The following is a 21,174-nucleotide window of genomic DNA, read 5'->3' on the forward strand; positions in this document are numbered from 1 at the left end:
GGCGTTAACATAACCCCCCATGTGGGGGGGCGGGCCCCCCCCAACCTTTACATTTCTGGCTTTGGGGGGGGCCCACGCCCCACCAAAATCCTTTGATTGTACTCACTGCCATTTTGGTCCGAGCCTAAGCTGTCTTAATACAACTGTTGTCTACTGATGGCGCTATCCGGATTAGATAAACCCATGCCCGATTCATCCAAACCTGTTCCTCACGTCTGTCTGTTTATTCTGAAGTTCGGTGACGGCGGCGTTGAACGCATGATGGTCAATATAGCCAGAGGCTTGGCGCTGATCGGGGTGAAGGTCGATTTCATCATCAAAAACAGCAATGCCCCCTACCTCCATCTGCTGCCCGAGAATGTCCGGGTGATCAAGTTTCCGGTGGCCAAACAGAGCGACTCCCTGCCCAGGCTGCTCGACTATCTGCAGCAGAACGATCCCGACATCCTGCTGACGGCAAAGACCCGGGATGACGAGATCGCCATGCAGGCGCGGCAACGTCACCATGGCAAGACTCGCTTCTACCTGCGCCCGGGCACGGCCCTGGTTTCCCGTATGAAGGCACGGGGCATGGGCTGGTTGCGGCGTTGGCTGAAGACCCGCAATCTGGTCAAGCTGTTCAATCAGACCGATGGTGTGGTCGCGGTCTCCCAGGGGGTTGCGGATGAAGTGATGGCGTTGAGTGGTATCCCCCGGGAACGGATCAACGTGATTAAAAACCCAACCATCACCCCCGAGCTCTATCAACAGTCAAAGGCCGAGCTGCCGGATCCCTGGCTGGCGAAGGGCCAGCCGCCGGTGATACTCGGTATCGGCGGACTGCGCCGGCAAAAGGATTTTCCCACCCTGTTGCGTGCCTTTGCCCAGGTGCGACAGCAGCAGTCCTGCCGCCTGATGATTCTTGGCCAGGGCAATAAAGAGGCGCAGTTGAAACAGCTCGCCGGGCAGTTGGCGATTGAGGACGATTTTCGTCTCGCCGGCTTTGTCGACAATCCCTACGTCTATCTGAAGCATGCCGGACTGTTTGTACTCTCCTCCCTGTGGGAGGGATCCCCCAACGTGCTCACCGAAGCACTGGCTCTGGGCACGCCCTCGGTCAGCACCGACTGCCCCTCCGGTCCCTTTGAGATTACCCGGGCGGGTGAAGTGGCGCCGTTAGTCGAAGTGGGCGATGTGGACGGTCTGGCCGAGGCGATGTTGCAAACACTGAATCAGCCACCGGATCCTGAAAAGCTTCAGGCAGCCGTGAGTGAGTACACCCTGGAGCGAAGTGCCAGAAGCTATCTTGCTGCATTCGGCCTGACAGCCCCAGTGGCGGTCGATGGTTGAGTCCCGCCGTATCGCCTGCTTTCTTGCCACCTCCGGTCACAGTGGCGTGGACCGGCTGGCGAAAAATCTGTTGCCGGGGATGGCCGAAGCGGGCTATCAGGTCGACTTGCTGAAGATCCACAACCATGGGCCAGAACTGAATCACCCTCTACCGGAGAATCTGCGGGTGGTGGAGTTTAAAGCCAAACATGTCTATCCCGCCCTGCCGGAGCTGATTCGTTATCTGAAACAGTACCGTCCCGAGGTTCTACTCTCAGACAAGGACCGGGTCAATCGTACCGCTCTGTTGGCCAATGCCTTGAGCGGTAATCGTGCCCGGGTGGCAGTACGCAGCGGCACCACGGTGAGTACGAACCTGGCCAGCCGCAGTCGCTTCGATCGCTTCGTGCAGCGTAACTCTATGCGCTACCTCTATCGTCATGCGGATACTATCCTGGTTCCATCTCAGGGTGCGGCGGATGATTTTGCCGACTACATCGGTGTTGAGCGCGCGGGAATTGAAGTGGTGCCCAGCCCGATCATCACACCGAGTTTCTATCAGCGGATGAATCAGCCACTTGACCATCCCTGGTTCAAACCTGGTGAACCGAGAGTGATCCTTGGGGTGGGTGAGCTGTGCCGCCGAAAAGATTTCACCACCCTGATACGGGCATTCGCACAGCTCAAGGATCGATATGACTGCCGCCTGATGATCGTTGGTGAAGGGCGTGCCCGTGAGCGGCTCGAAGCCGAAGTAAAAAAGCTGGGCCTGGAGCAACGGGTTTCATTGCCGGGCTTTGTGGACAGCCCCTACCCCTACATGAAGGCCTCGGCTCTGTTTGTGCTCTCCTCTTTATGGGAAGGATTGGGGGCGGTGCTGGTTGAAGCCCTGGCTGCCGGGACACCGGTGGCTTCCACCCGTTGCCCGAGTGGTCCTGAGGAATTGTTGGGGGATCTGCCTGGAGAGCCATTGGCGCCGCCGGGCGATCCGGCTGCCCTGGCCGATGCGATGGCCAGGCAGTTGGACAATCCGTTGCCCAGGGAGCGGCTTCAGACCGCAGCGGCGCCATACACGTTGGAGAAAAGTGTCACCAGCTATTTGAAGGCCATAGGATTGCCAGAGGCTCAGTAAGCCAGCGGTGTTGAGTGGCTGATACCCATCATCCCGGGTGTATGAGCGGCATACTGGTCTATTTGACTTTGGCCTGACCAGGTGTGTCGTGTTCATTCCAGCACAGGCCGGAATCCAGCGGCACAAGCTGATGAAACCCTCAAGCAGAAACCCTCAGAATTCTTTGTATCATCAATTCAGTATTTTTATTCGGGTTTTGGCGCTTCCCGGCGGGACATCAGCTTTTATTCAATCCTTTATTCTGGCATCTTTGTACAGTGTTTAATTTGTACGTGGCGAGGCGTTTTGTGTCGAATCCCGTCAAATGTGTAGAGTCCGGTTTCAATGGGCCACGCATTCAGGATCCACGTCGTTTCACCCGTGCGCTGGGTTCGAGAATAAACAACCAAGACACTTAAGAGCTTCCCTGGATGGCCGTTTTTAGCTCGGCCTCCAGGGAGTCTGGATCTGACCTGAAGGGAACGCGATGCAGGTCATCGCAATCAATCCGGCATAGGGGGAAGTTGAGATGAAACATCTTCGAGCACTACGAGATTGTTGTCTGCCGATCATTTTTTTCATGACCGTCGCCTCGGCCTGTGCCGGACCCTCGGCTGGTACGTTGAATCACAAAAACTATAAGAGCATCGCTACACTTCAGCAGCAATATGTCTGGTACGACGGTGACGAGCCCAGGACCATCTGGCTCAATCCAAGCCTGATCGCAGAATTTGAATCTTCCGATGCCACCGCATCCGTGATGCGCCAGCGTTACAGCGGGCGGGATGTGGCGGCGTTCCCGGCTCAAGGTAGTGTGCGCTTCTGGCGGTTGGAGTCCGGCAACTCACTAAACGTGACGCAACAGGCGAAGTCCGAACAGTATGCCGGCAGGCTTTCACCGGTATTTCACGACTCTCCCACAGAAGCGGGACCATTAAGGGCGCTACCCGGTGGGCTGATTGTGACACTCGATCCCAGCTGGGAGAAACCCCAGATTGACAATTGGTTGATTCGCAAAGGCCTTGAAGTCGAGCGCCGCTTACCGATTGGTGCACACACCTATCTGTTGCGTACCGCACCAGGGATTGAAGCCCTGGAACTCGCCAATCAGTTGCGGGAGTCCGGTGAGGTTGTCAATGCAACCCCCAATTGGTGGAAACCCAGTTCAAGGCGTTAGAACATGACGATCGCAATTCAATCGAAACAGAATCCAAACGGGTTCAGGTGGGGGCCGCTGGCCGGGTTCCTATTGGTGTTAACCACGGGCCTGCTCGGCTCTTGCGGCGGTGTTGAAGATGATGAGGATGTAGAAGATGAGATCATCGATCAACTGACGACCTTTCTGCTGACCATCAACATTACCGGAGACGGGGAAGGCGGCATCATCTCTACCCCAAGCGGTATCAATTGCAGCGAAATCGACAGTGTTTGCTCGGCACGATTCGACAGTGGCAGCCGTGTGACGTTAAACGTCTATCCAGCCCCTGACAACGCCGTTGAGGAGTGGAGCGGTGGTGGTTGTTCCGGAGCCGGAACCAGTTGTGTGGTAACGATGAATGCCGATACCGAGATCTATCTGACCCTGACTCAGGGGGACCCGCTCTATGATCAGCAGTGGCACATCAAGAATACCGGGCAGAGTGGTGCTACCGCCGGAGAGGATATCAATGCTGAGCCAGTATGGGATGTGGACGGGATCAAGGGCCGTGGTGTACGCATCGTGGTGGTTGATGATGGCGTGGAGATCGGCCACGAAGATCTTGCCGCCAATGTGGCGGTGGATCAAAGCTGGGACTATCAGAACAACGATACGGACCCATCGCCACCACAACCCAGCGCTTCTGACCCATTCGCCCATGGTACTGCGGTAGCGGGACTGATTGCGGCTCGGGATTTGAATGGGGTGGGTGTGCGTGGTGTCGCGCCTCGCGCCAGTCTGATTGGCTATAACGCAATCCTCACCAATACCGATGCGGACAAAGCCGATGCCATGTCACGTGATGCGGTGGACAACGCGGTATCCAGTAACAGCTGGGGTTCGTTCGACAGTACCGGCATGCTCGAGTCGCCACCGTCGTTATGGGAATCCGCAATCCAAACCGGTCTCGCCAGCGGCCGTTTCGGCCGAGGCATCGTGTATGTGTTTGCCGGAGGCAATGGGGCAGAAAGAGGCGATAATTCCAATCATGACGGGTATGTGAACAATCGCGGAGTCATCGCGGTGGGGGCCGTTGACAACGATGGGTTTCAAGCCGACTTCTCCGAGAGTGGCGCCAATCTGTGGATCAGTGCACCGGGCGCAGACTGTGTTCTCTCAACCGATAGAACCGGCGAATTGCCCTACAACGATTCCACCGATGGAACCGCCGATGTATCGAACCGCAGTTATACCTGCTTCAGTGGGACATCGGCCGCTGCACCGGTCGTCTCCGGTGTGGTTGGCCTGATACTCGAAGCGAATCCCAATCTGGGTTGGCGGGATGTGCGCATGATCCTGGCCCAGACTGCGCGTAAAAACCATGCCTCGGATTCCGGCTGGCTGACCACAGGAACCAATCCCCGTTACAATTTCAATCACAAGTATGGTTTTGGTGTTCCTGATGCACAGGCGGCTGTCGCATTGGCGCGCAGCTGGACCAATCTCGGCCAGGAGCGAACCCATGAGACGGATCTGGAGAGTCCGAATGAACCGATCGCGGATATGGGTACAACAACCAGTACCATCACCGTATCCAACAGCGGCATCGACCATATTGAGTATGTTGAAATCACCTTCAGCGCCAGCCATACGGAGCCCGGTGATCTTGAGGTTCTGCTGACCGGTCCCGATGGCTCACAGAGTCTGCTTACCGAGCCCCGTGGCTGTTCCAGCGGATTCCCGCTGTTTACTCGGGTGACCTGCAGCAGTTTCAATGGCTGGGTGTTCGGCAGCGCACGGCACCTCGGGGGCGACGCTGATGGTGATTGGACCTTGACGGTACGGGATCGGGTGACCGGCGATAGCGGTAGCCTACAATCCTGGCGTCTGAAGTTTTATGGCACCGGTGAACCGGAGGCCTGCAGCAGTACCCAGAATGCAGGGGGTGATACGCCCGACACCCGTCAGATCGAGCTGGGCCAGAATTCTGGGAGTTTCGATTTCTACTACGAAACCTACAGCATTCGTGATCGCATGCGCTTGCACTATGAAGGCGAGCTGTTGTTCGATAGCGGTTGTGTGGGTGAGGAAAAGACAGTGCCCATCAACTACTCGGGCAACTCGTCGGTGATCGCGGTTGAGGTGGTTCCAAACTGTGAGGGGACCAGTGGCACCGCATGGGAATACACGGTCAACTGTCCACAGTAACGTTTTGTGATTAACTGGTCGTCCCGGGCCGAAGTTTCTTGACTCAAGCCTTCGCCCCGGGGTTGTCCGCAGGTTGTGACGACGGCGACTTCAATCTGCCTTGTCCATCGGTCGGCCGTTTTGCAATCAAGCCGTAATACGGCCCAACCGCAGTCACTTTGCCTGATCGAAATGGTACCCAAACGCCTCGATGTCGCGTTTGAAGTGGTTGCCCACCAGCTCCGCCAGGTCGTCCGTATAGTACTCCCGATAATCCTTTGAGCGATCTTTTGCCCGGCGTTTGTGGGGCAGGCTGATGTCATCGAGCTTGAGTTGGGTTGTGATTGTTTTGAAATCTTCCGCCAGATTTTCGTAGTGGCCGATGAAATCCACCAGGATCTTGCCCTGCAGGTCGATCAGGTAGTCGAGCTGGGATTGGATGGAGGTGTCCACATGGTATTGATAGGGCCGCTCCGGATCGAGTTTCCAACGGATGAAGTGGTCGAAGTCCTCGATATGGGAGATCAGGTGGGGCCGCTCCCGGCGGATGTGATGGTAAGAGCTGACCTGCAGGTCCCAGGGGTTGCGCACAATGGCGAACTTGAACAGATTGTTGAAGAAATCTTCCGGCAGCAGCTCCTTGGCGGCGACGATCCTTGAGTGACGGGGGAATTTGGTGCCGATACGGTGCCCGCTCAGATGGCTGAAGCGGGAGCAGAGGAACATCGGGTAGTACCAGGGGTCGCGCCAGCGCAGGGGCTGCAGGGCCGATCTGACACTGGTGCCGCCGGTCTTGGCGATGTGGACGAACAGAAAATTGTATTTGATGGAAAGCAGCATGGTGTCAACCGATGAGTTTTAAATAGTGGGTGGCGCTGATCTCAGCGCGGTATTCTGCAACAGCCTCACGCAGCCGCTCTCCCTGTGGTGGTGAGTCGAGTACTTTCCCCATCGCCGCCGCCAGGGCCTGGTGATCGCCAACCGGGACAAGCGGTGCGATTCGACCTTGATCGAGGATTTCGTTCGGGCCGCTGGGACAGTTCGTGGAGACCACCGGTACCCCCAGAGCCATCGCCTCAGTGAGTACGTTCGGTGAACCCTCCCAACGTGATGAGAGTACAAACAGCTGTGCCCGTTTCATGTAGGCGTAGGGGTTCGAGGTGAAACCGGGGAAGTCCAGATCGGCTGTCACGCCGAGGCTTTCAGCCAGTTCCAACAAGGGTGTTTTCTGCCGTCCGTCACCAAGGATGATCAAGCGGCAGGGACGGCTTTCTCTGAGCTGGGCAAACGCCTGGATCAGGGTGTGAAAATCTTTCTGCAGGGTCAGGCGTCCGGCGCCCAGTATCACCGGCACTTCGCTATCCTCGAGCCAGGGGTGAGGTACTGGTGCTTCCGCGGCTGTCTGCAGTTGCGGGGTGATCACTGGGTTGCGCACCACACTGACCTTTTGTGGATCGACCCCGGAGACCGTCAGGGTATCCTGCCGAACCCCTTCGGAAACGGCAACGATTCTGTCGATGTGCGGGTAGAGCAGGCGGATCGGCAGGCGTCGCAGGCGCATCCGCCAAGGGGATTTATGCGCCAGTGCGGCGGTCAGGTTGGTGCCCAGTCGCATCAGCAGTCGGGTTTTGCCGGACCCGGCCAGTACCCTGGCGATGACGGCCATGCGACCGGCCCGGTCTTTCGCCGCCAGCAGTGCCGGTGGATTGGCCTGCTTCAGGTAGCGGCGCAGCGGCCATAGGCTGGTGGCGGTATGCTTGCTGCCGAGATCGATGCGATTCACTTGGGGATGGAGTGCGTCCAGGTGTTTGCTGCGGGTCTTGATCAGCAGCAAGTCGACCCGGGTTCCCTGTTCAGCGATGGCGTTGACCAGATTCAACACCATTCGTTCCACGCCTCCCTCTCCGGAGAGTGATACAAGCACAGCGAGATCCGGGGGCGATACCTTGCTGTCACTCATTTCTTGCCGGGCAGGGTATCGTAATGGGGTAGCGTATAGGGTTCTTCGTACCAGTCAGCAGCAGAGGTGGTGAAGACGTTCTGCGAGGGATGGATACCCGGATCCTCATCCAGGGTACCGGCAGGCACGATTACCGCCTTGCCGCTCTGGGAGCGCCAGGGCAGAGAGGAGCCGCACTGTTTGCAGAAACCGGTGGCAAAGTGTTTCGCCTCGCTCAGTTCGAAACGCCCCACCAGCGCCTCGCCGCTCAGCCATTCAAACTGCTTCGGTGAGACAAACAGGTTGGCTGCAAAGGCACTGCCGGTGAATTTGCGGCAACGGGAGCAGTGGCAATATTGAAATATTCCCAGGTTTCCCTTGATCTGATAACTTACCGCGCCGCACAGACAGCGGCCGGTGGCAATGGTTTGGTCTTCACTCATCGTCACGCCTCTTGGGGGATCGGTACTGGCGCTCCAGGTGTGGCCTGAAGGTCATCAGGGTAAAGGCATAGGTACAGCCGGCGATTATCAGCCAGTAGAAGCGCCAATTCCAGTGTAGATGGCGAAAGTCGGTCAGGCTATAGATGGCAATCAACATGAAGTTGCTGAACAGGAAGGCGAGGAAGTAGATCGAGATCCGCTGGCGGCGAAACGCCTCCATGATTTTCGAGATCATCAGGCCGCAGATCAGGGCGATGATCATGATGCCCACCAGCCCGAGCTGAAACACCACCTCCAGATAGGCGTTGTGCAGATGGTCGAAGCCGATATCCCGGTGGTCCTTCAGGTTGGGGTTGTTCTCCGCTTCCACCAGAGCATGGGTGGTGCCAGGCCCCCAGCCGGTAAAAGGGCGCTCCAGCCATTTGTTGAGTCCGAACTCCCACAGATGCAACCGATAGGTGGAAGCGGTGAGAGGGGCCTCATCCAGGCCCTCGCTGACCACCGTGCCCAGCTCGGTCTGCTCGGTTGAGACTCTGGCCTGAATGGTGTCCCAGTTGAGTGCCAGGATCAGCGCCAGCACCAGGCCCACCGCAGCCAGGGGCATCAGCAGTGAGACCTTTGGCTGTTTCTTGCTCTGGCGAGTGAACTTGAGTGTCAGAAAGATGGTGGGCAGGGCAAAAAAGAGAGCCAGCCAGACCCCGCGGGATTGGCTGATGATCAGCCCCTGGGTGTAGAAGAGTATACCCAGAATGATCAGCACAACCAGTAGGATCTGCTGACTTCGGTTCTGTTTCAGCTGGGGGTTGAGTCGGTAGATCGCCAGGACGATCAATCCAAGGATCACCGCTGCACAATCAAAGCCGAAGATGATCGGCTTGCCAAAATGCATGCCGGAACGCTCCCCCTGCAGCAGTTGAGAGAGGGACTCCCCGTCCAGTGCGCTGAGGATGCCGAGGGTGAATCCGGCCAATATCAGGCCCAGGGCGGTCGGGATTCGCCTCGGAGACTGACTGAGCCACCAGGCGGGGATAAAGAACAGAAACAACAATGCCCAGTCCCTCGCCTGATTGGCCTGGGTCTTGTGGTCGAGTGGAATTTCGGCCATGGCTTCGCTGCCCCGGTAGGCGATATAGGCGATGATCAGCAGGCAGGACCAGAACAGAAACTGTCGCGGCAGGCGTCGCCAGGCGTCACTCGAGAGGAGCAGGCCGATTAGCATCAGCCCCAGCCCCAGGTTGGCCCCGGCGATACTCAGCAGGCTGAAAAAGGAGAAGATATAGAGCCCGAGCACACCAATCCAATCACTGGCCTGCTGCAGTTTCGAGTCGGCTAAACGGCTCGGTTTGAAATAGGGACTAAGGGCTTGCAACATGGTTTCTGCGTTTCTAATAGTTATGTCGTTCTTATAGTTTTCTTATTATTGACCCGGCGCCGGCATAGGCCGTGTTCAGCCGAAGTGTGCCTGTCTGAAGCCCTGAACATGGCCTATCAAGGCGCCGGGCTAATGATATCATAGGAGACCGATGGCTCTGGCAATGCCTGCCGCCCGGTTCGGCCAACTGTAGGCAGCCGCATCTTCACGCGCCTGCAGAGCGATTCGCTTGGCCAGCTGCGGATTATCTCTCAATTCAGCCACCTGTTGCACCCAGGCATCCGGATCGGCCGGATCGGCCAGCAGGGCATTACGCCCAGACTGAAGAATCTCCCGCAACGGCGGAATATCACTGGCAATGATCGGCCGTCCCGCCGCCATCGCTTCGAACAGCTTCATTGGGCTGATCCCGTCCGCATGGCTCAGGTCGGCCTGGTAGGGTAGCACCACCAGCTCGCTCTCGCCGTAGAGCTTGGCCACTTCCCGGTGGGGGACGCTGGGTCGGTGCTGCAGTGCCGGGTGGTTGGGTATCGGATCATCGCAATCGCCAACCAGCACTACCTGTCCAAGTTCAGCCTGCGCAATTCGGGTCAGAATATCCAGGCCCCGGTCCCGACTGATGCGTCCGAGATAGACGATCCTCGGATTGTTCAGGTCATTGCTGTTGAATTCAGGCACTTTTTGAAATGTCTCAAGCTCAACCCCGGAGGGGCTGATATGGATTCGCTGTTCATCCGCACCCGCCTCGATCAGGGCATCAGCAGCGTTGCGGCTGATCGGCAACAGTTGATCGATTATCCCCTGACGGTGCAGCTCGATCACTTGAGACAACTGGTTTCGCTGTATCATCGGCTGCAGGGTGTGCACCTCGAAATGGTGCCTGATCCTCTGGGAGGCAAGTCCGAGACTCAACTCGGGGGAGCGTACATAGACCGCTTTCGCCCGGCTGAGCATGCGTTTATGCAGACGCGGGAAGAGTGACAAAGGCCAGCGCCGATGCAGCCACTGGCTGGCACGGATATCGATCTTACTGGTGATGCCCATCTCATCACAGCGTTGCTGTGGGGTCACCGGTCGATGCCAAGGGGGGAGATAGAGACGGGTGTCGATACCCAGTTCGGTTAGTGCCGCCACTGTGTGCAGGGTCTGGATCAGATTGGCACGGTTGCGATGCAGCCGACTGCGGCCCAGATAGATCAGATCAGGAATGTCAGTGTTCAGCATTGATGTTATTTATAAAAATAAGGAAGTGCTGATTGATTCATCCTCATCCCGGCAGATGTCTGAATCGAGCTATTCATCCACAGGGAAACCGGTTTTCATCGGAATGAGAGATTAATCAGGACTTCCATTAAGGGTTAACACTAACATAATCCCCAAGCTGCTTGTAATATATCCGGTTGTAATTAAATCCGCGCCAGACTCAGAGCTCCATGAAGTCGACGAACAACCAACATCGGATCCAATGTGAAAATCCCTGAGCATGACAATCCGTCGATTCTGATCGTGCGCCTCAGTGCGATTGGGGATATCGTGTTCGCCTCGCCACTGATCCACGCCCTGCGACAACGCTATCCTGCGGCCCGCATAAGCTGGCTGGTGCAGCCGGAATCAAAAGCCCTGTTGGAACACCATCCGGAGCTGGATGAAGTGGTGATCTGGCCCAGAGCCAGATGGCAGACCCTGTGGAAAGAGCGCCGCTGGCTGACCCTCTGGCGGGAGGTGGCAAGCTTCCGCCGTTCATTACGGGAGCGGGACTTCGAGCTGGCCCTGGATGTCCAGGGGTTGTTGAAAAGCGGTCTGCTGACCTGGTTCTCCGGTGCTGCTCAACGGATTGGGTTGGGTTCCAGAGAGGGCAGTCAGTATCTGATGACCGCCACGGTGGAGAAGGGAGGTGAGCCGAGACGGATCGGTTCCGAGTATCTCTATCTGGCAGAGCAGCTGGGTCTGCCTGTGGATCGGTTCGAGATGCATGTGGGGCTCTCCGATGAGGATCGGGTCTCTGCGGATCAGCTCATCGAAAAGCATCAGCTGAAGCGGGGATTCGTGGTAATCTGTCCCTTTACCACCCGGCCACAGAAACACTGGTTCAATGCTTCATGGCAAGCGTTGTTAGAACAGGTAGCGCAGAACTGGCAATTGCCGGTGGTGATGCTTGGTGGTCCGGGAGATCGTCAGCCGGCAGCGGAGATCAAAGCCTCAGACGAGGGATTGATCAATCTGGTGGGGGAGACCACTCTTCGACAGGCGGCGGCGTTGATTGCCAGAGGCTCACTGGTTGTGGGTGTCGATACGGGTCTGACGCACATCGGCATCGCCATGAGCCGGCCGACCCTCTGTCTGTTCGGTTCCACCCGACCCTATCTGGATACAACCCATGAGAACGCGCAAGTGATCTACCATCCCCGCCGCTGTTCCCCCTGCAAACGTAAACCGACCTGCCATGGTTCGTTCGATTGCATGGCTGAGATTACAGCAGCGGAGATCGTGGCGCGGGCCGACCGTCTGCCCGGTTTCAACGGAGGCGGTCAGTGAAAATTCTGCATGTGGAGACAGGTCAGCACCTATACGGCGGCGCCAAACAGGTCAGCTATCTGCTCGCCGGTCTACAGCAGCATGGGGTGGAGTCACATCTGGTCTGTCCGATCGGCAGTGCTATCGGCCGTACAGTGAAAGAGAGTGTGGCTGAGGTTTACGAAGTGCCGATGCGGGGTGATCTCGATCTTGGATTTATCTGGCGAATGCGCCGGATCATTCGTCAGGTTGAGCCTGATCTGTTGCATCTGCACAGTCGCCGGGGTGCCGATCTGCTGGGTGGTATTGCAGGCCGCTGGAGCGGTATCAGAACCGTGCTCTCCCGACGGGTGGACAACCCGGAACCCCCCGCTGTGGTGAGGTTGAAATACGCGCTTTACGACCGGGTGATCGCCATCTCCCAGGGGATCGCCGATGTGCTCCTCGAAGAGGGGGTGGCCGCGGAGAAATTGGCCTGTGTACGCAGTGCGGTGGATGTGGAGGCCTATCAGAAGTCCTGTGACAAAAGCTGGTTCAGAGCGGAATTCAATCTGCCCGAAGATACCCTGGTGATGGCCACCGTCGCTCAGTTGATCAGTCGCAAGGGTCATCGCTTTCTGATGCAGGCGATGCCCAGACTGATACAGCGCTACCCCAATCTTCGCTGGTTGATTTTCGGCAAAGGGCCGCTACAGGAGGAGCTGAGGGATGAGATCGTGCGGCGTGGCCTGCAATCCCATGTACAGTTGGCCGGATTCCGCCAGGATCTGGCAGAGATCTACCCCTGTCTCGATCTGCTGGTACATCCGGCGCTGATGGAAGGGCTGGGAATCGCCCTGTTGCAAGCGGCCAGTGCCGGATTGCCGATCGTGGCGGTGGATGCCGGTGGTATGCCTGAAGTGGTCGAGGATGGTGTCAATGGCCGCCTGGTTCCTGGTGGCAGTGTGGAGGTCCTTGGGGATGCGGTGGAGCAACTGCTGGGCGATGAGTCCCTGCGCCGGGAGATGGGTGAGTCGGGGAGAGAGAAGATGCGTAGAAGTTTCTCGGTGGAACAGATGGTGGAGGGTAACCTGGCCGTCTACCAAGGCTTGCTCAACACAGATAACACCCCATGAGCGAGATCAAAAGCCTACAGATCATCGGCAGCAAATCCTTCGGTGGTGCGGAGCGCTGGTTCCAGCGCTTCTCCCTGGAGCTGGAGAAGCTTGGCCATCCAACCGAGATCGGTGTGCGCCGGGACAGTGAACTTGATGGAGAGCACTGGGGCAACCTGAGCTGTCATCCACTGGGAATGCGCACGGTTTGGGATCCGCTGTCGAAATACGAAGTGAAGCAGCTGATCAAACAGCGCCAACCACAGCTCGTGCAGACCTACATGGGGAGGGCAACCCGGCTCACCCATCTGCCGAAACAGAGTGGTGCTGTGCATGTCGCTCGTTTGGGCGGTTACTACAAAGTAGATGGTTACCGACACGCCGACGCTTGGATCGGTAACACCAAAGGGATTTGTGACTATCTGATCGATGCCGGTTTTTCCAGTCAACAGGTGTTCCATATCTACAACTTCGCTGAACTGCCTGAACCTGGACCGGCCCCGGCAGGCCTGAAAGCTGAGCTGGGCATACCTGAGGATGCCTGGGTACTGATGACCCCGGGTAGATTTGTTCTCTTCAAAGGCCACCGCTTTCTGCTCGATGCCCTGGCTAAACTACCGGATGAGATCGCTGACCGACCTGTCTGGCAGGTCATTCTTGGTGATGGGCCACTCAAAGATGATCTGCACCAGCAGGCAGAGCAACTTAATATCGATCAACGCATTGTCTGGACGGGTTGGCAACTCAATCCGGATGCCTACTATCGGCTCGCTGATTTGATTGTCTTTCCTTCCACCAATGCGGAGCCTTTCGGCAATGTCATGATAGAGGCTTGGGGATATAACAGGCCCCTTGTCACCTCGGCTTCCATGGGAGCAAGAGAGGTAATGCAGCATGGTGAGGATGGGCTGCTGTTCGAATGCGAAAATTCGAACTCACTAGCAATATATATTGAGCAGGCTCTGAAGGATGAGAGTTTGCGGAAATCGATGGCGGACAGGGGATTGCAACGGGCCCAACAGGAGTTTGCCAAACAGCCGATCATGCGGGCCTATCTGGAGCTTTACACGAATCTACTTAGTGGACGATGAGAGGGTTGTTTTAAGTTTGCCGGGTTAGCTCGTGTTTTTTGTAAGCGAAATGATATTGTTAGGAATGTGGTTAGTTGATTAAAGAGGCCTGTACGCTGTCGCTTATCGGATCGTGCGATGTTAATCGCTCATAATATGATAGATGAGTGTTAGTGTTGGAAATCAGTGATTGGATTGAATCTTGATCTGACGATTGTTGATTTGCCTAGGTTGTTTTCTGGCGCCTGAAGTTGAATGGTTATTACTGTGGATTGCAGGGAAGGAAGCTGATTCGGCTATTGATATAGGGGATTGTGATGGAAGGAAAGAGGCTTTACCAGATGGATTCAAGAACTGCTGATACCCTATTAGTCATGCAGTCAATTCAGCTTGTAGCGCTTATTGTTACAAGTATGCTCCTGGCACAATACGACTCAAGCAAATTGTAAAAATGAAGCTGATAGCTACACGAACAAATTATTGGATCTTAATGCTTCTGCTGACAGCCCTCTCCTCTACAAGTCTGGTTGCTGAAGCAAAGTCGGCTGCCGGCGCATTGAAAAAAATGGATCGGGATGGGGATAACCGACTCAGTTATGACGAATGGCGAAAAAAACGACTATTCAAGCGAATCGACTTTGATGGCGATAACTATCTCGATATAACTGAGTTGAAGCGCTTTTTTGGTGAAGCTGTTGAGGGTGTGAATCCGGGGAGTCTGCCTGACAATAAAACAATCAGTGCTATCAGAAGGTCGAAATTTGACGACCCCCAGGATCTTAAAGAGAAAGGTTTGATTCCTACAGGCCTCTATCCTGTCTGGCCGAAAGGAATTGCCTGCCGTGGTATCGATGAGACCTATGCCATGGACTACTCTCATAAGCGACCGAAAGAGGCTTATCACGGTGGTATTGATCTGCCTGCACCCTTTGGTACGCCGATTCTGGCTGTGATGGCGGGTGAAGTTGTGGCGATCTATGATGCGGCCAGGACCAATCCACGCGGTATCGAGGTTGTACTCAGACACACGCCAGAGCAGAGTGGTTTGCCTCTCTACCTCTATTCACGTTATACCCATTTTGATTCCCTGCCAGGGTTAACAATCGGTGAAACGGTAGCGATGGGCGATGTATTGGGTGAGACGGGTAATACGGGATTGCTCGGTTGCGAGCTCAAGAACAGACCTTGCAGGGGCAGATCGCGTCGACCGGCCCTGCATTTCGATATTCTCTATTCAGGTCGCCCGGAATATTACGATACTGGTAGCGTCTTGATTCCCGTAGATGGATATTGGATGGATCCAAATGCACTTTTTCGTGGCAGTATGCCGGTGGACTCTGAATCTTTGAAAGCTCTCGCGGAAAACCGAAAGGGTGTCTCTATCGCGTACAGACTTGAAGAGGGTGGGGTATGGCCTGTGGATACGAAGATGATCTGGCCTTACGCATGTTGGCAGGAATGAACTGGTTATATTTTTATTGTTGAAGTGATGAATCTCATAGTATGGATTCAGTCGCAGTGCTTGGTGGTCAGCCGTCATTGATAAGGTGGATGCATTATGAAGTCTCTAATTGCAATAGTCCTGTCTGTTTTCGTTTCATGGTATTTCATAGATTTGGCGTCTGATAGTCTGCTCAGAAGCATCATGGCGCCAATATTACTCTTTGTCTCGATCGGTGCATTTGGCTTTTGGTTGGTTATAAAAGCCGGTATCGGTCGAGAGGCTGATGGGAGGTATGGCGGTGATACTGGTGGTTTTGGCGATGGAAGTGGTGATGGAGGTGGATGTGGAGGGGAGTAGCCTGGCTGTGATGGATCCAAAGGTTTTTTCTTTCAGGTGTTGATGTTTAGTACAAGGAGTCGGTATGAAGTTTTAGTTCAATCAGCCTATCTCAGACTGATTTATCTTCTAACGCCGATAATTCTGTGTTTAAGTTTACTGGCTCCGGTGTTCATGGAAAAGAGTTTGTCCATCTGTTGGCTTCAAATGTTTTCCTCTATGTGCTTTTAGGGTGCGTTATTTATACAGCCCATAAGCAACCAAGAACGCCTGTTTTTGAGATCGACAACGATACTCTGAACGTGAATGATATACGGTGTAGCGTTAAGAGGTACCACTGCAGTCTATGTGGTTCGGTAGAAAACTCAATACGATCCATGATGATGTTGTGTGCCGCTTGGTTCCTTGAGTGGCAGGGATCGAGAGAAGCTGTTATCCGTGTTGAAGCTTAAGGAGCCAGGAGCTCGACAGAGATTAGGGTAGTATAAAATGACGCGTAGCCGAAGTGGAAAAGCCAAGCACGCCGGTAGCAAACTCTACAGGATTCTATTCACAAAACTACCACTTGGTAGAATATGGGAAAAACCAAGGCCGTTGAGTTTTACAGTTTTGGTTCTTTTTGCGGCGTTTTGTGTCTTGGTATTTGTCAGTGTTCACTATCTTGGTTTTATTGAGAGCGTGCTGTTTGCTCTGATTTTTTCGGGGATATCACTCATGATAATGCTCGATTCGATCCGTACGGCAAAAAAAAGAAAAAGTGGTTTCAGGATCAAGGGGTTTCATAGAGATGAGTGACAGCGTACGCCATTTTGTTTGGTGATTCGGCGTGGATGATAAGCAGTTAAAGTAGGCGGCAAATAAGAACAATGAAAATATTCTATCCGATTATACTGTTGTGTTTGTATCCGCTGGCAGGTCTGGCCGATCTTGCCTATATCAATCAAATTCCCGATTTTACCCAAACAGATGTCACCTATTCTGGTAGTGGTAACGGGCATCAGTTTTGTGCTCCAGTTGCTGTGTCTAACTCATTTGTTCTGCTGAGTGGCCGCGCTCAGGAACAGAATGAGATGATCGCGTTACTTGCCTCTTCCGAGTATATGAATACCAGTCTTAAAAATGGTACCGGAACCACAGGGGTACTGCGTGGTGTCGATAAGATCGCTAAAGAGTTGTTTGGTGGTTATTCAAAGCTGGAGTATCAAGGTTGGAGAAAACACGCTTCGAAATATTCGACAGGGATACTTCGTCCCGAAATAAACAAACTGAAAAACGCTATATCCAACCGATCTGCTGCCTGGTTGAATGTCGGGTGGTATCGATACGATAAGACAAGGAATGAGTATCGACGATTGGGAGGTCACTGGGTGACCTTGGTTGGTGCAGATGCCGAGCATTTGGTAATACATGATCCTGCGCCAAGGGCCGGGAGAGGCTTTTCAAATGAGTTTGTCGAGTATCAGACTATCAACAGCGGTATGTTGGTGGGTGGCAAGGAGGGGCTGCCGGTTGAGGCTGAAGGCTACCTGGTGCTTGGAAGGGGATTTCATTTAAAAAGCGGTGCTGACTTTGCTATCGTGGACGGTGCTGTCTATTTCAGACTCTAACATTCCAGGCAGCTACGGGGTCAACCAAGCCGATTCGCTTGCATGGATGCTGATCCTGGCGGTTAGCCGAATTTCGATTGGTCTACACTTTTACCAGAAGGGGCATCAAACTGTTACGCACTTGGATTCAACAAGAGGAAATGCAATGGAAAACAATCCTGTAGGCTGGTTTGAGATCTATGTGGACGATATGGAGAGAGCAAAAAACTTTTACCAGACGGTGCTTGATACTTCCCTGGAAAAACTCGTTGTTCCAACCGAATCAGGGGTGGAGATGTGGTCATTTCCTTCAGATATGGAGCGTTATGGGGCTCCTGGTGCGCTGGTGAAGATGGAGGGATTCTCTGCTGGTGGTAACAGCACACTGGTCTATTTCGGTTGTGAAGACTGTGCGACAGAGGAGTCACGTGTGGAGAAGGCCGGAGGGCGGATACATCAGGCCAAGATGTCTATTGGCGAATATGGTTTTATTTCGATCGTAATCGATACTGAGGGTAATATGTTCGGGCTTCACTCAGAAGGTTAAATGTCCACTAAAAATCAGAATATTATGAGTTCGTTAGTGAGTTTCAGTGAGTCTGGTGGGTAAGGGGGGTGCAATGAACAAGGTCTATTCACTATTAAGATATATGCTGGTTTTACTGTTGGCTGTAACGCTTGCATCCTGTACGGCGGGAGATTCTCAGTTCACCGCGGAGAATCCAGCGGGATTCTTTTGGGGGCTCTGGCACGGTGTGATCTCTGTGATCAGTCTGGTAATCCATCTATTCAACGACAATGTGGTTGTCTATGAACTGGACAACAGTGGGGGTTGGTACGATTTCGGATTCCTGCTTGGTGTCATCATGGTCTGGGGTGGTGGTTGTCATGCCAGCTGTAAGACAAAGCAGGAGGCGAGCAGTGATAAAGAGTGGGATGAGATCGGTGACAAAGTGGAGAATAAAGTGATGCGCAGGCTTAAGGAGTGGGCGGAAGAGGATGCGCCAGCTGGGTCGGATGGGGAGTGGGATGAGATCGGCGAGAAGGTCGAGAAAAAACTCAAACGCAAGATTCGTGAGTGGGCTGAAAAAGAGTGATAATAAAAGCGTCTGCGAATGAAGATGTAGATGCAGTCATCGAGCTGCATAAGCAGGTATTTGGTGCAACTGAAGGCGAAAGTGTAGCCAGGTTGGCTGCTGATCTGCTTCGTGATGAATCGGTGAAGCCACTGATCTCACTGGTGGCTATGGATGAGGGGCAGATTGTAGGGCATATTCTCTTCAGTTCTGTGACCATAGAAGGTGCTTTGAATTGTTCGGGAGTCATTCTGGCCCCTTTGGCTGTACGCGAGGCCTATCAGAAATCAGGTATCGGTACTGCTCTGATCAAAGAGGGTATTGAAAGAGCAAGGAAACTGCAGGCCGATTTCGTGCTGGTTCTTGGTGATCCCAACTACTACCAGCGTGTTGGCTTCTGGGCTGGACATGGAATTGAGCCACCCTATCAGATCGACTATCCGGAGGCCTGGATGGTATTGGAATTGAACCCGGGAGCGGTCAGCGACATTAAAGGCAAAGTGCGATGTGCAGAGGCCTTCGGTAAGCGCGAGCTCTGGTAGTCTGTGCATCAGGTTCGCTTGTTGATTGATTAACAGGCGGTAGTATTCAGAGGTAATCCATCATTCCAGAACCATCGAGTTCCTCCAGTGCAGGGATGAATGAGGGTTATACAACTGGTGATTATTGGTTATGCGTATAACGCTACTAAGACATGGCAGTCCTGATTTTGAGTGGCAACGAAGTGTTAGAGGCTATGAGTTTAAACAGCTGGAAAGGGAGTATGATGGTGCAACTATCAACGATTCACCACCGGCGGAATCTGTTCAGCAGATAACACATCACCACTGTTTCGTTTGCAGTGATTTGGCTCGATCCTTGGATTCGGCAAAGGCGCTTGGCGTGGCTCAGGTGGACTTCTCAGATCGACTCTTTCGTGAGTTGAATCTGCCCTATTTTGACAAAACTTCGCTAAGACTACCGTTGGAAATATGGGTCATTGTATTGAGAAGTCTGTGGTATATGGGATTTTCAAAAAACAGTGAGTCATACCGGGAAGCCAGGTCGAGAGCAAAGTCGGCCGCAGAGAGGTTGATTGAGTTGGCGTCGAAACATCATGCCGTGCTGTTGGTTGGTCATGGTTTTCTCAATCACTATATTGCCAAGGAACTGAGGGCATTGGGTTGGAATGGCCCTTCAAGTCCAGGAAGAAAATACTGGGAGTTCGGTAGCTACGAAATGTGCGTGACAACAGAGTGAGTTGAACTTCAGAAACGGTCGAATATGCACAAACCGCTAAAAGCTCTGATGATGCATCTACCGCAGAGAGGCTGCGTGGAATGGATCGGTGTGAGGCCTGCACGTGGTGAACCCATGCGCTCTCTCCAATCGGTGATGGTCGAGCTGGGAAAAGGCTTGGTCGGGGACCGTTTCAAAGGTCGTGCCGAGAGTGCCAGGCAAGTGACACTGATTCAATATGAGCATCTACCGGTCATAGCAGGATGTCTTCACCGAAAAGAGCTGTTGCCTGAGCTGTTACGCCGAAATATTGTGGTGTCGGGTATCAATCTGCTGGCACTGAAAGATAAACGCTTTCAGGTTGGTGAGGCGGTTCTCGAGTTCAGAGGGCTTTGTCACCCCTGCAGTAAGATGGAGAAGGCTTTGGGTGAGGGAGGCTATAACGCAATGCGTGGTCATGGCGGGATCGTTGCAAGTGTAATTCAGGCCGGAAAAGTCAACCTTAAGGATAAGGTTGTTTCATTGGGTGGTGTGGCTGAATCACCCTAGGGTGAATTGGAACATTGTTTACATGTCCTGGTTGACTTCAAGCTGTGGGCGCAAGTGTGGCATTACTCATACCGATGAGTCATCTATACTGCAATGGTGGGTGATTCATGCGCAGGGCCAGCCGATGTAAGGTTCGGTGTTTGAGTCCGCTTGATCATAAAACTTACAATGAGGGTTTACGCTTTGACACTCGGCTTTACCCGTCAAATTGTCGTTTCTGCCACGCCGGCAATTACATTCCAGGCGCTTACCGCAGAGATCGATCAGTGGTGGACTACGAATTGCAACGTTATCACTCAGATTGGCGATCGAGTAACTTTCAGATTCGATTCAACCTATTGGAAAATGGAGGTTATTGGGCTGTCTGAGAACAGACTGATAGAGTTGCTCTGTATTGAAGCCCATCATCTCCATCAAGGTTTGCCTGCCTCAATCGAGAAGGAGTGGGAAGGAACAAAACTCAAGTGGGAGTTGCAAGCGGTTGATGGAGGTACTCAGATCGATTTCCTCCATGAGGGTCTTGTGTCTGAACTTGACTGCTATGAGATCTGTGAGCAGGGCTGGAACTTCTATTTTACCAGTAGTTTGAAAGATTATCTGGAAACGGGTAAAGGATCACCTTATCAGAATGCTGAGACCTGAGTCGTATCAGGATAAAACACTCTGTGAAGAGTTCGTATTCATTTCCTCAGATGAAGCCGCTTTATCAAATATCATCCATACTGTCAGGCTTGATCCGGCTGCGCCTTTGCCAGCACTCAGAGTTACCGATCTGGATGGTTGCGTTGC

Annotated in this window: 21 protein-coding genes; 16 read left to right on the plus strand and 5 right to left on the minus strand. The window is 53.9% G+C overall.

Annotation, left to right across the window (positions count from 1 at the left end; all coding sequences use genetic code 11):
- Positions 1–183: 183 nt before the first annotated feature.
- The 4 genes from AC4IE8_RS11255 (at position 184) to AC4IE8_RS11270 (ending at position 5,765) form a co-directional block, all read left to right on the plus strand.
- On the plus strand, positions 184–1,329 hold the full coding sequence (locus AC4IE8_RS11255; protein WP_490791041.1) for a glycosyltransferase: 1,146 nt from the start codon (positions 184–186) through the stop codon (positions 1,327–1,329).
- Entirely contained in the window at positions 1,322–2,440 is a 1,119-nt protein-coding gene (locus AC4IE8_RS11260) for a glycosyltransferase (protein WP_068994432.1), read from the plus strand. The genes AC4IE8_RS11255 and AC4IE8_RS11260 overlap by 8 nt, the downstream gene beginning before the upstream one ends.
- A gap of 508 nt (positions 2,441–2,948) precedes the next feature.
- Entirely contained in the window at positions 2,949–3,596 is a 648-nt protein-coding gene (locus AC4IE8_RS11265) for a hypothetical protein (RefSeq protein ID WP_490791042.1), read from the plus strand.
- A gap of 3 nt (positions 3,597–3,599) precedes the next feature.
- Positions 3,600–5,765 (plus strand): S8 family serine peptidase, encoded by a 2,166-nt coding sequence (locus tag AC4IE8_RS11270; RefSeq protein ID WP_068994427.1) that lies wholly within the window; start codon positions 3,600–3,602, stop codon positions 5,763–5,765.
- Between the two features lie 153 nt (positions 5,766–5,918).
- Here AC4IE8_RS11270 and AC4IE8_RS11275 read toward each other — a convergent pair whose 3' ends face one another.
- From AC4IE8_RS11275 to AC4IE8_RS11295, 5 genes are all read right to left on the minus strand, one after another.
- The gene (locus tag AC4IE8_RS11275) at positions 5,919–6,584 is read right to left on the minus strand and encodes a sulfotransferase family 2 domain-containing protein (RefSeq protein ID WP_068994424.1); all 666 of its coding nucleotides are present in this window, start codon (positions 6,582–6,584) and stop codon (positions 5,919–5,921) included.
- A 4-nt stretch (positions 6,585–6,588) separates the two neighbouring features.
- On the minus strand, positions 6,589–7,704 hold the full coding sequence (locus AC4IE8_RS11280; RefSeq protein WP_068994421.1) for a glycosyltransferase: 1,116 nt from the start codon (positions 7,702–7,704) through the stop codon (positions 6,589–6,591).
- Complete coding sequence (locus tag AC4IE8_RS11285) at positions 7,701–8,126, minus strand: GFA family protein (protein WP_068994418.1); 426 nt, start codon at positions 8,124–8,126, stop codon at positions 7,701–7,703. The genes AC4IE8_RS11280 and AC4IE8_RS11285 overlap by 4 nt, the downstream gene beginning before the upstream one ends.
- The gene (locus AC4IE8_RS11290) at positions 8,119–9,498 is read right to left on the minus strand and encodes an O-antigen ligase family protein (protein ID WP_068994414.1); all 1,380 of its coding nucleotides are present in this window, start codon (positions 9,496–9,498) and stop codon (positions 8,119–8,121) included. Before AC4IE8_RS11290 ends, AC4IE8_RS11285 begins: the two co-directional genes overlap by 8 nt.
- A gap of 138 nt (positions 9,499–9,636) precedes the next feature.
- Positions 9,637–10,722 carry a glycosyltransferase gene (locus AC4IE8_RS11295; protein ID WP_490791043.1) on the minus strand — a complete coding sequence of 362 codons (1,086 nt, stop codon included), beginning with the start codon at positions 10,720–10,722 and terminating at the stop codon, positions 9,637–9,639.
- A gap of 243 nt (positions 10,723–10,965) precedes the next feature.
- Between AC4IE8_RS11295 and AC4IE8_RS11300 the strand changes: the two genes are divergently transcribed.
- The 12 genes from AC4IE8_RS11300 to AC4IE8_RS11355 all read left to right on the plus strand — a co-directional run bounded on the left by AC4IE8_RS11300 (position 10,966) and on the right by AC4IE8_RS11355 (position 21,027).
- Positions 10,966–12,033: a glycosyltransferase family 9 protein gene (locus tag AC4IE8_RS11300; RefSeq protein ID WP_235615445.1), complete on the plus strand. Its 1,068-nt coding sequence runs from the start codon at positions 10,966–10,968 to the stop codon at positions 12,031–12,033.
- Positions 12,030–13,127, plus strand: coding sequence for a glycosyltransferase (locus AC4IE8_RS11305; RefSeq protein ID WP_490791044.1), 1,098 nt, complete (start codon positions 12,030–12,032; stop codon positions 13,125–13,127). Before AC4IE8_RS11300 ends, AC4IE8_RS11305 begins: the two co-directional genes overlap by 4 nt.
- Positions 13,124–14,197, plus strand: a complete 1,074-nt coding sequence (locus AC4IE8_RS11310; protein ID WP_490791045.1) for a glycosyltransferase — start codon at positions 13,124–13,126, stop codon at positions 14,195–14,197. Before AC4IE8_RS11305 ends, AC4IE8_RS11310 begins: the two co-directional genes overlap by 4 nt.
- A gap of 469 nt (positions 14,198–14,666) precedes the next feature.
- On the plus strand, positions 14,667–15,638 hold the full coding sequence (locus AC4IE8_RS11315) for a peptidoglycan DD-metalloendopeptidase family protein (protein ID WP_068994404.1): 972 nt from the start codon (positions 14,667–14,669) through the stop codon (positions 15,636–15,638).
- A 96-nt stretch (positions 15,639–15,734) separates the two neighbouring features.
- Positions 15,735–15,977 (plus strand): hypothetical protein, encoded by a 243-nt coding sequence (locus tag AC4IE8_RS11320; protein ID WP_490791046.1) that lies wholly within the window; start codon positions 15,735–15,737, stop codon positions 15,975–15,977.
- 998 nt (positions 15,978–16,975) lie between these two features.
- Positions 16,976–17,563, plus strand: coding sequence for a hypothetical protein (locus AC4IE8_RS11325; protein ID WP_490791047.1), 588 nt, complete (start codon positions 16,976–16,978; stop codon positions 17,561–17,563).
- Between the two features lie 145 nt (positions 17,564–17,708).
- Positions 17,709–18,089: a VOC family protein gene (locus AC4IE8_RS11330; protein WP_068994392.1), complete on the plus strand. Its 381-nt coding sequence runs from the start codon at positions 17,709–17,711 to the stop codon at positions 18,087–18,089.
- A gap of 73 nt (positions 18,090–18,162) precedes the next feature.
- A complete protein-coding gene (locus AC4IE8_RS11335; protein ID WP_490791048.1) occupies positions 18,163–18,639 on the plus strand; it encodes a hypothetical protein in 477 nt (158 codons plus the stop codon).
- Positions 18,636–19,160, plus strand: coding sequence for a GNAT family N-acetyltransferase (locus tag AC4IE8_RS11340; protein WP_068994386.1), 525 nt, complete (start codon positions 18,636–18,638; stop codon positions 19,158–19,160). The genes AC4IE8_RS11335 and AC4IE8_RS11340 overlap by 4 nt, the downstream gene beginning before the upstream one ends.
- A gap of 130 nt (positions 19,161–19,290) precedes the next feature.
- A complete protein-coding gene (locus tag AC4IE8_RS11345) occupies positions 19,291–19,857 on the plus strand; it encodes a histidine phosphatase family protein (protein ID WP_068994382.1) in 567 nt (188 codons plus the stop codon).
- 24 nt (positions 19,858–19,881) lie between these two features.
- Positions 19,882–20,385 (plus strand): MOSC domain-containing protein, encoded by a 504-nt coding sequence (locus AC4IE8_RS11350; RefSeq protein WP_068994380.1) that lies wholly within the window; start codon positions 19,882–19,884, stop codon positions 20,383–20,385.
- 183 nt (positions 20,386–20,568) lie between these two features.
- Positions 20,569–21,027 (plus strand): SRPBCC family protein, encoded by a 459-nt coding sequence (locus AC4IE8_RS11355; protein WP_071891914.1) that lies wholly within the window; start codon positions 20,569–20,571, stop codon positions 21,025–21,027.
- The last annotated feature ends 147 nt before the right edge of the window (positions 21,028–21,174 follow it).

It is taken from the genome of Candidatus Thiodiazotropha sp. AKAK2, assembly GCF_058244685.1.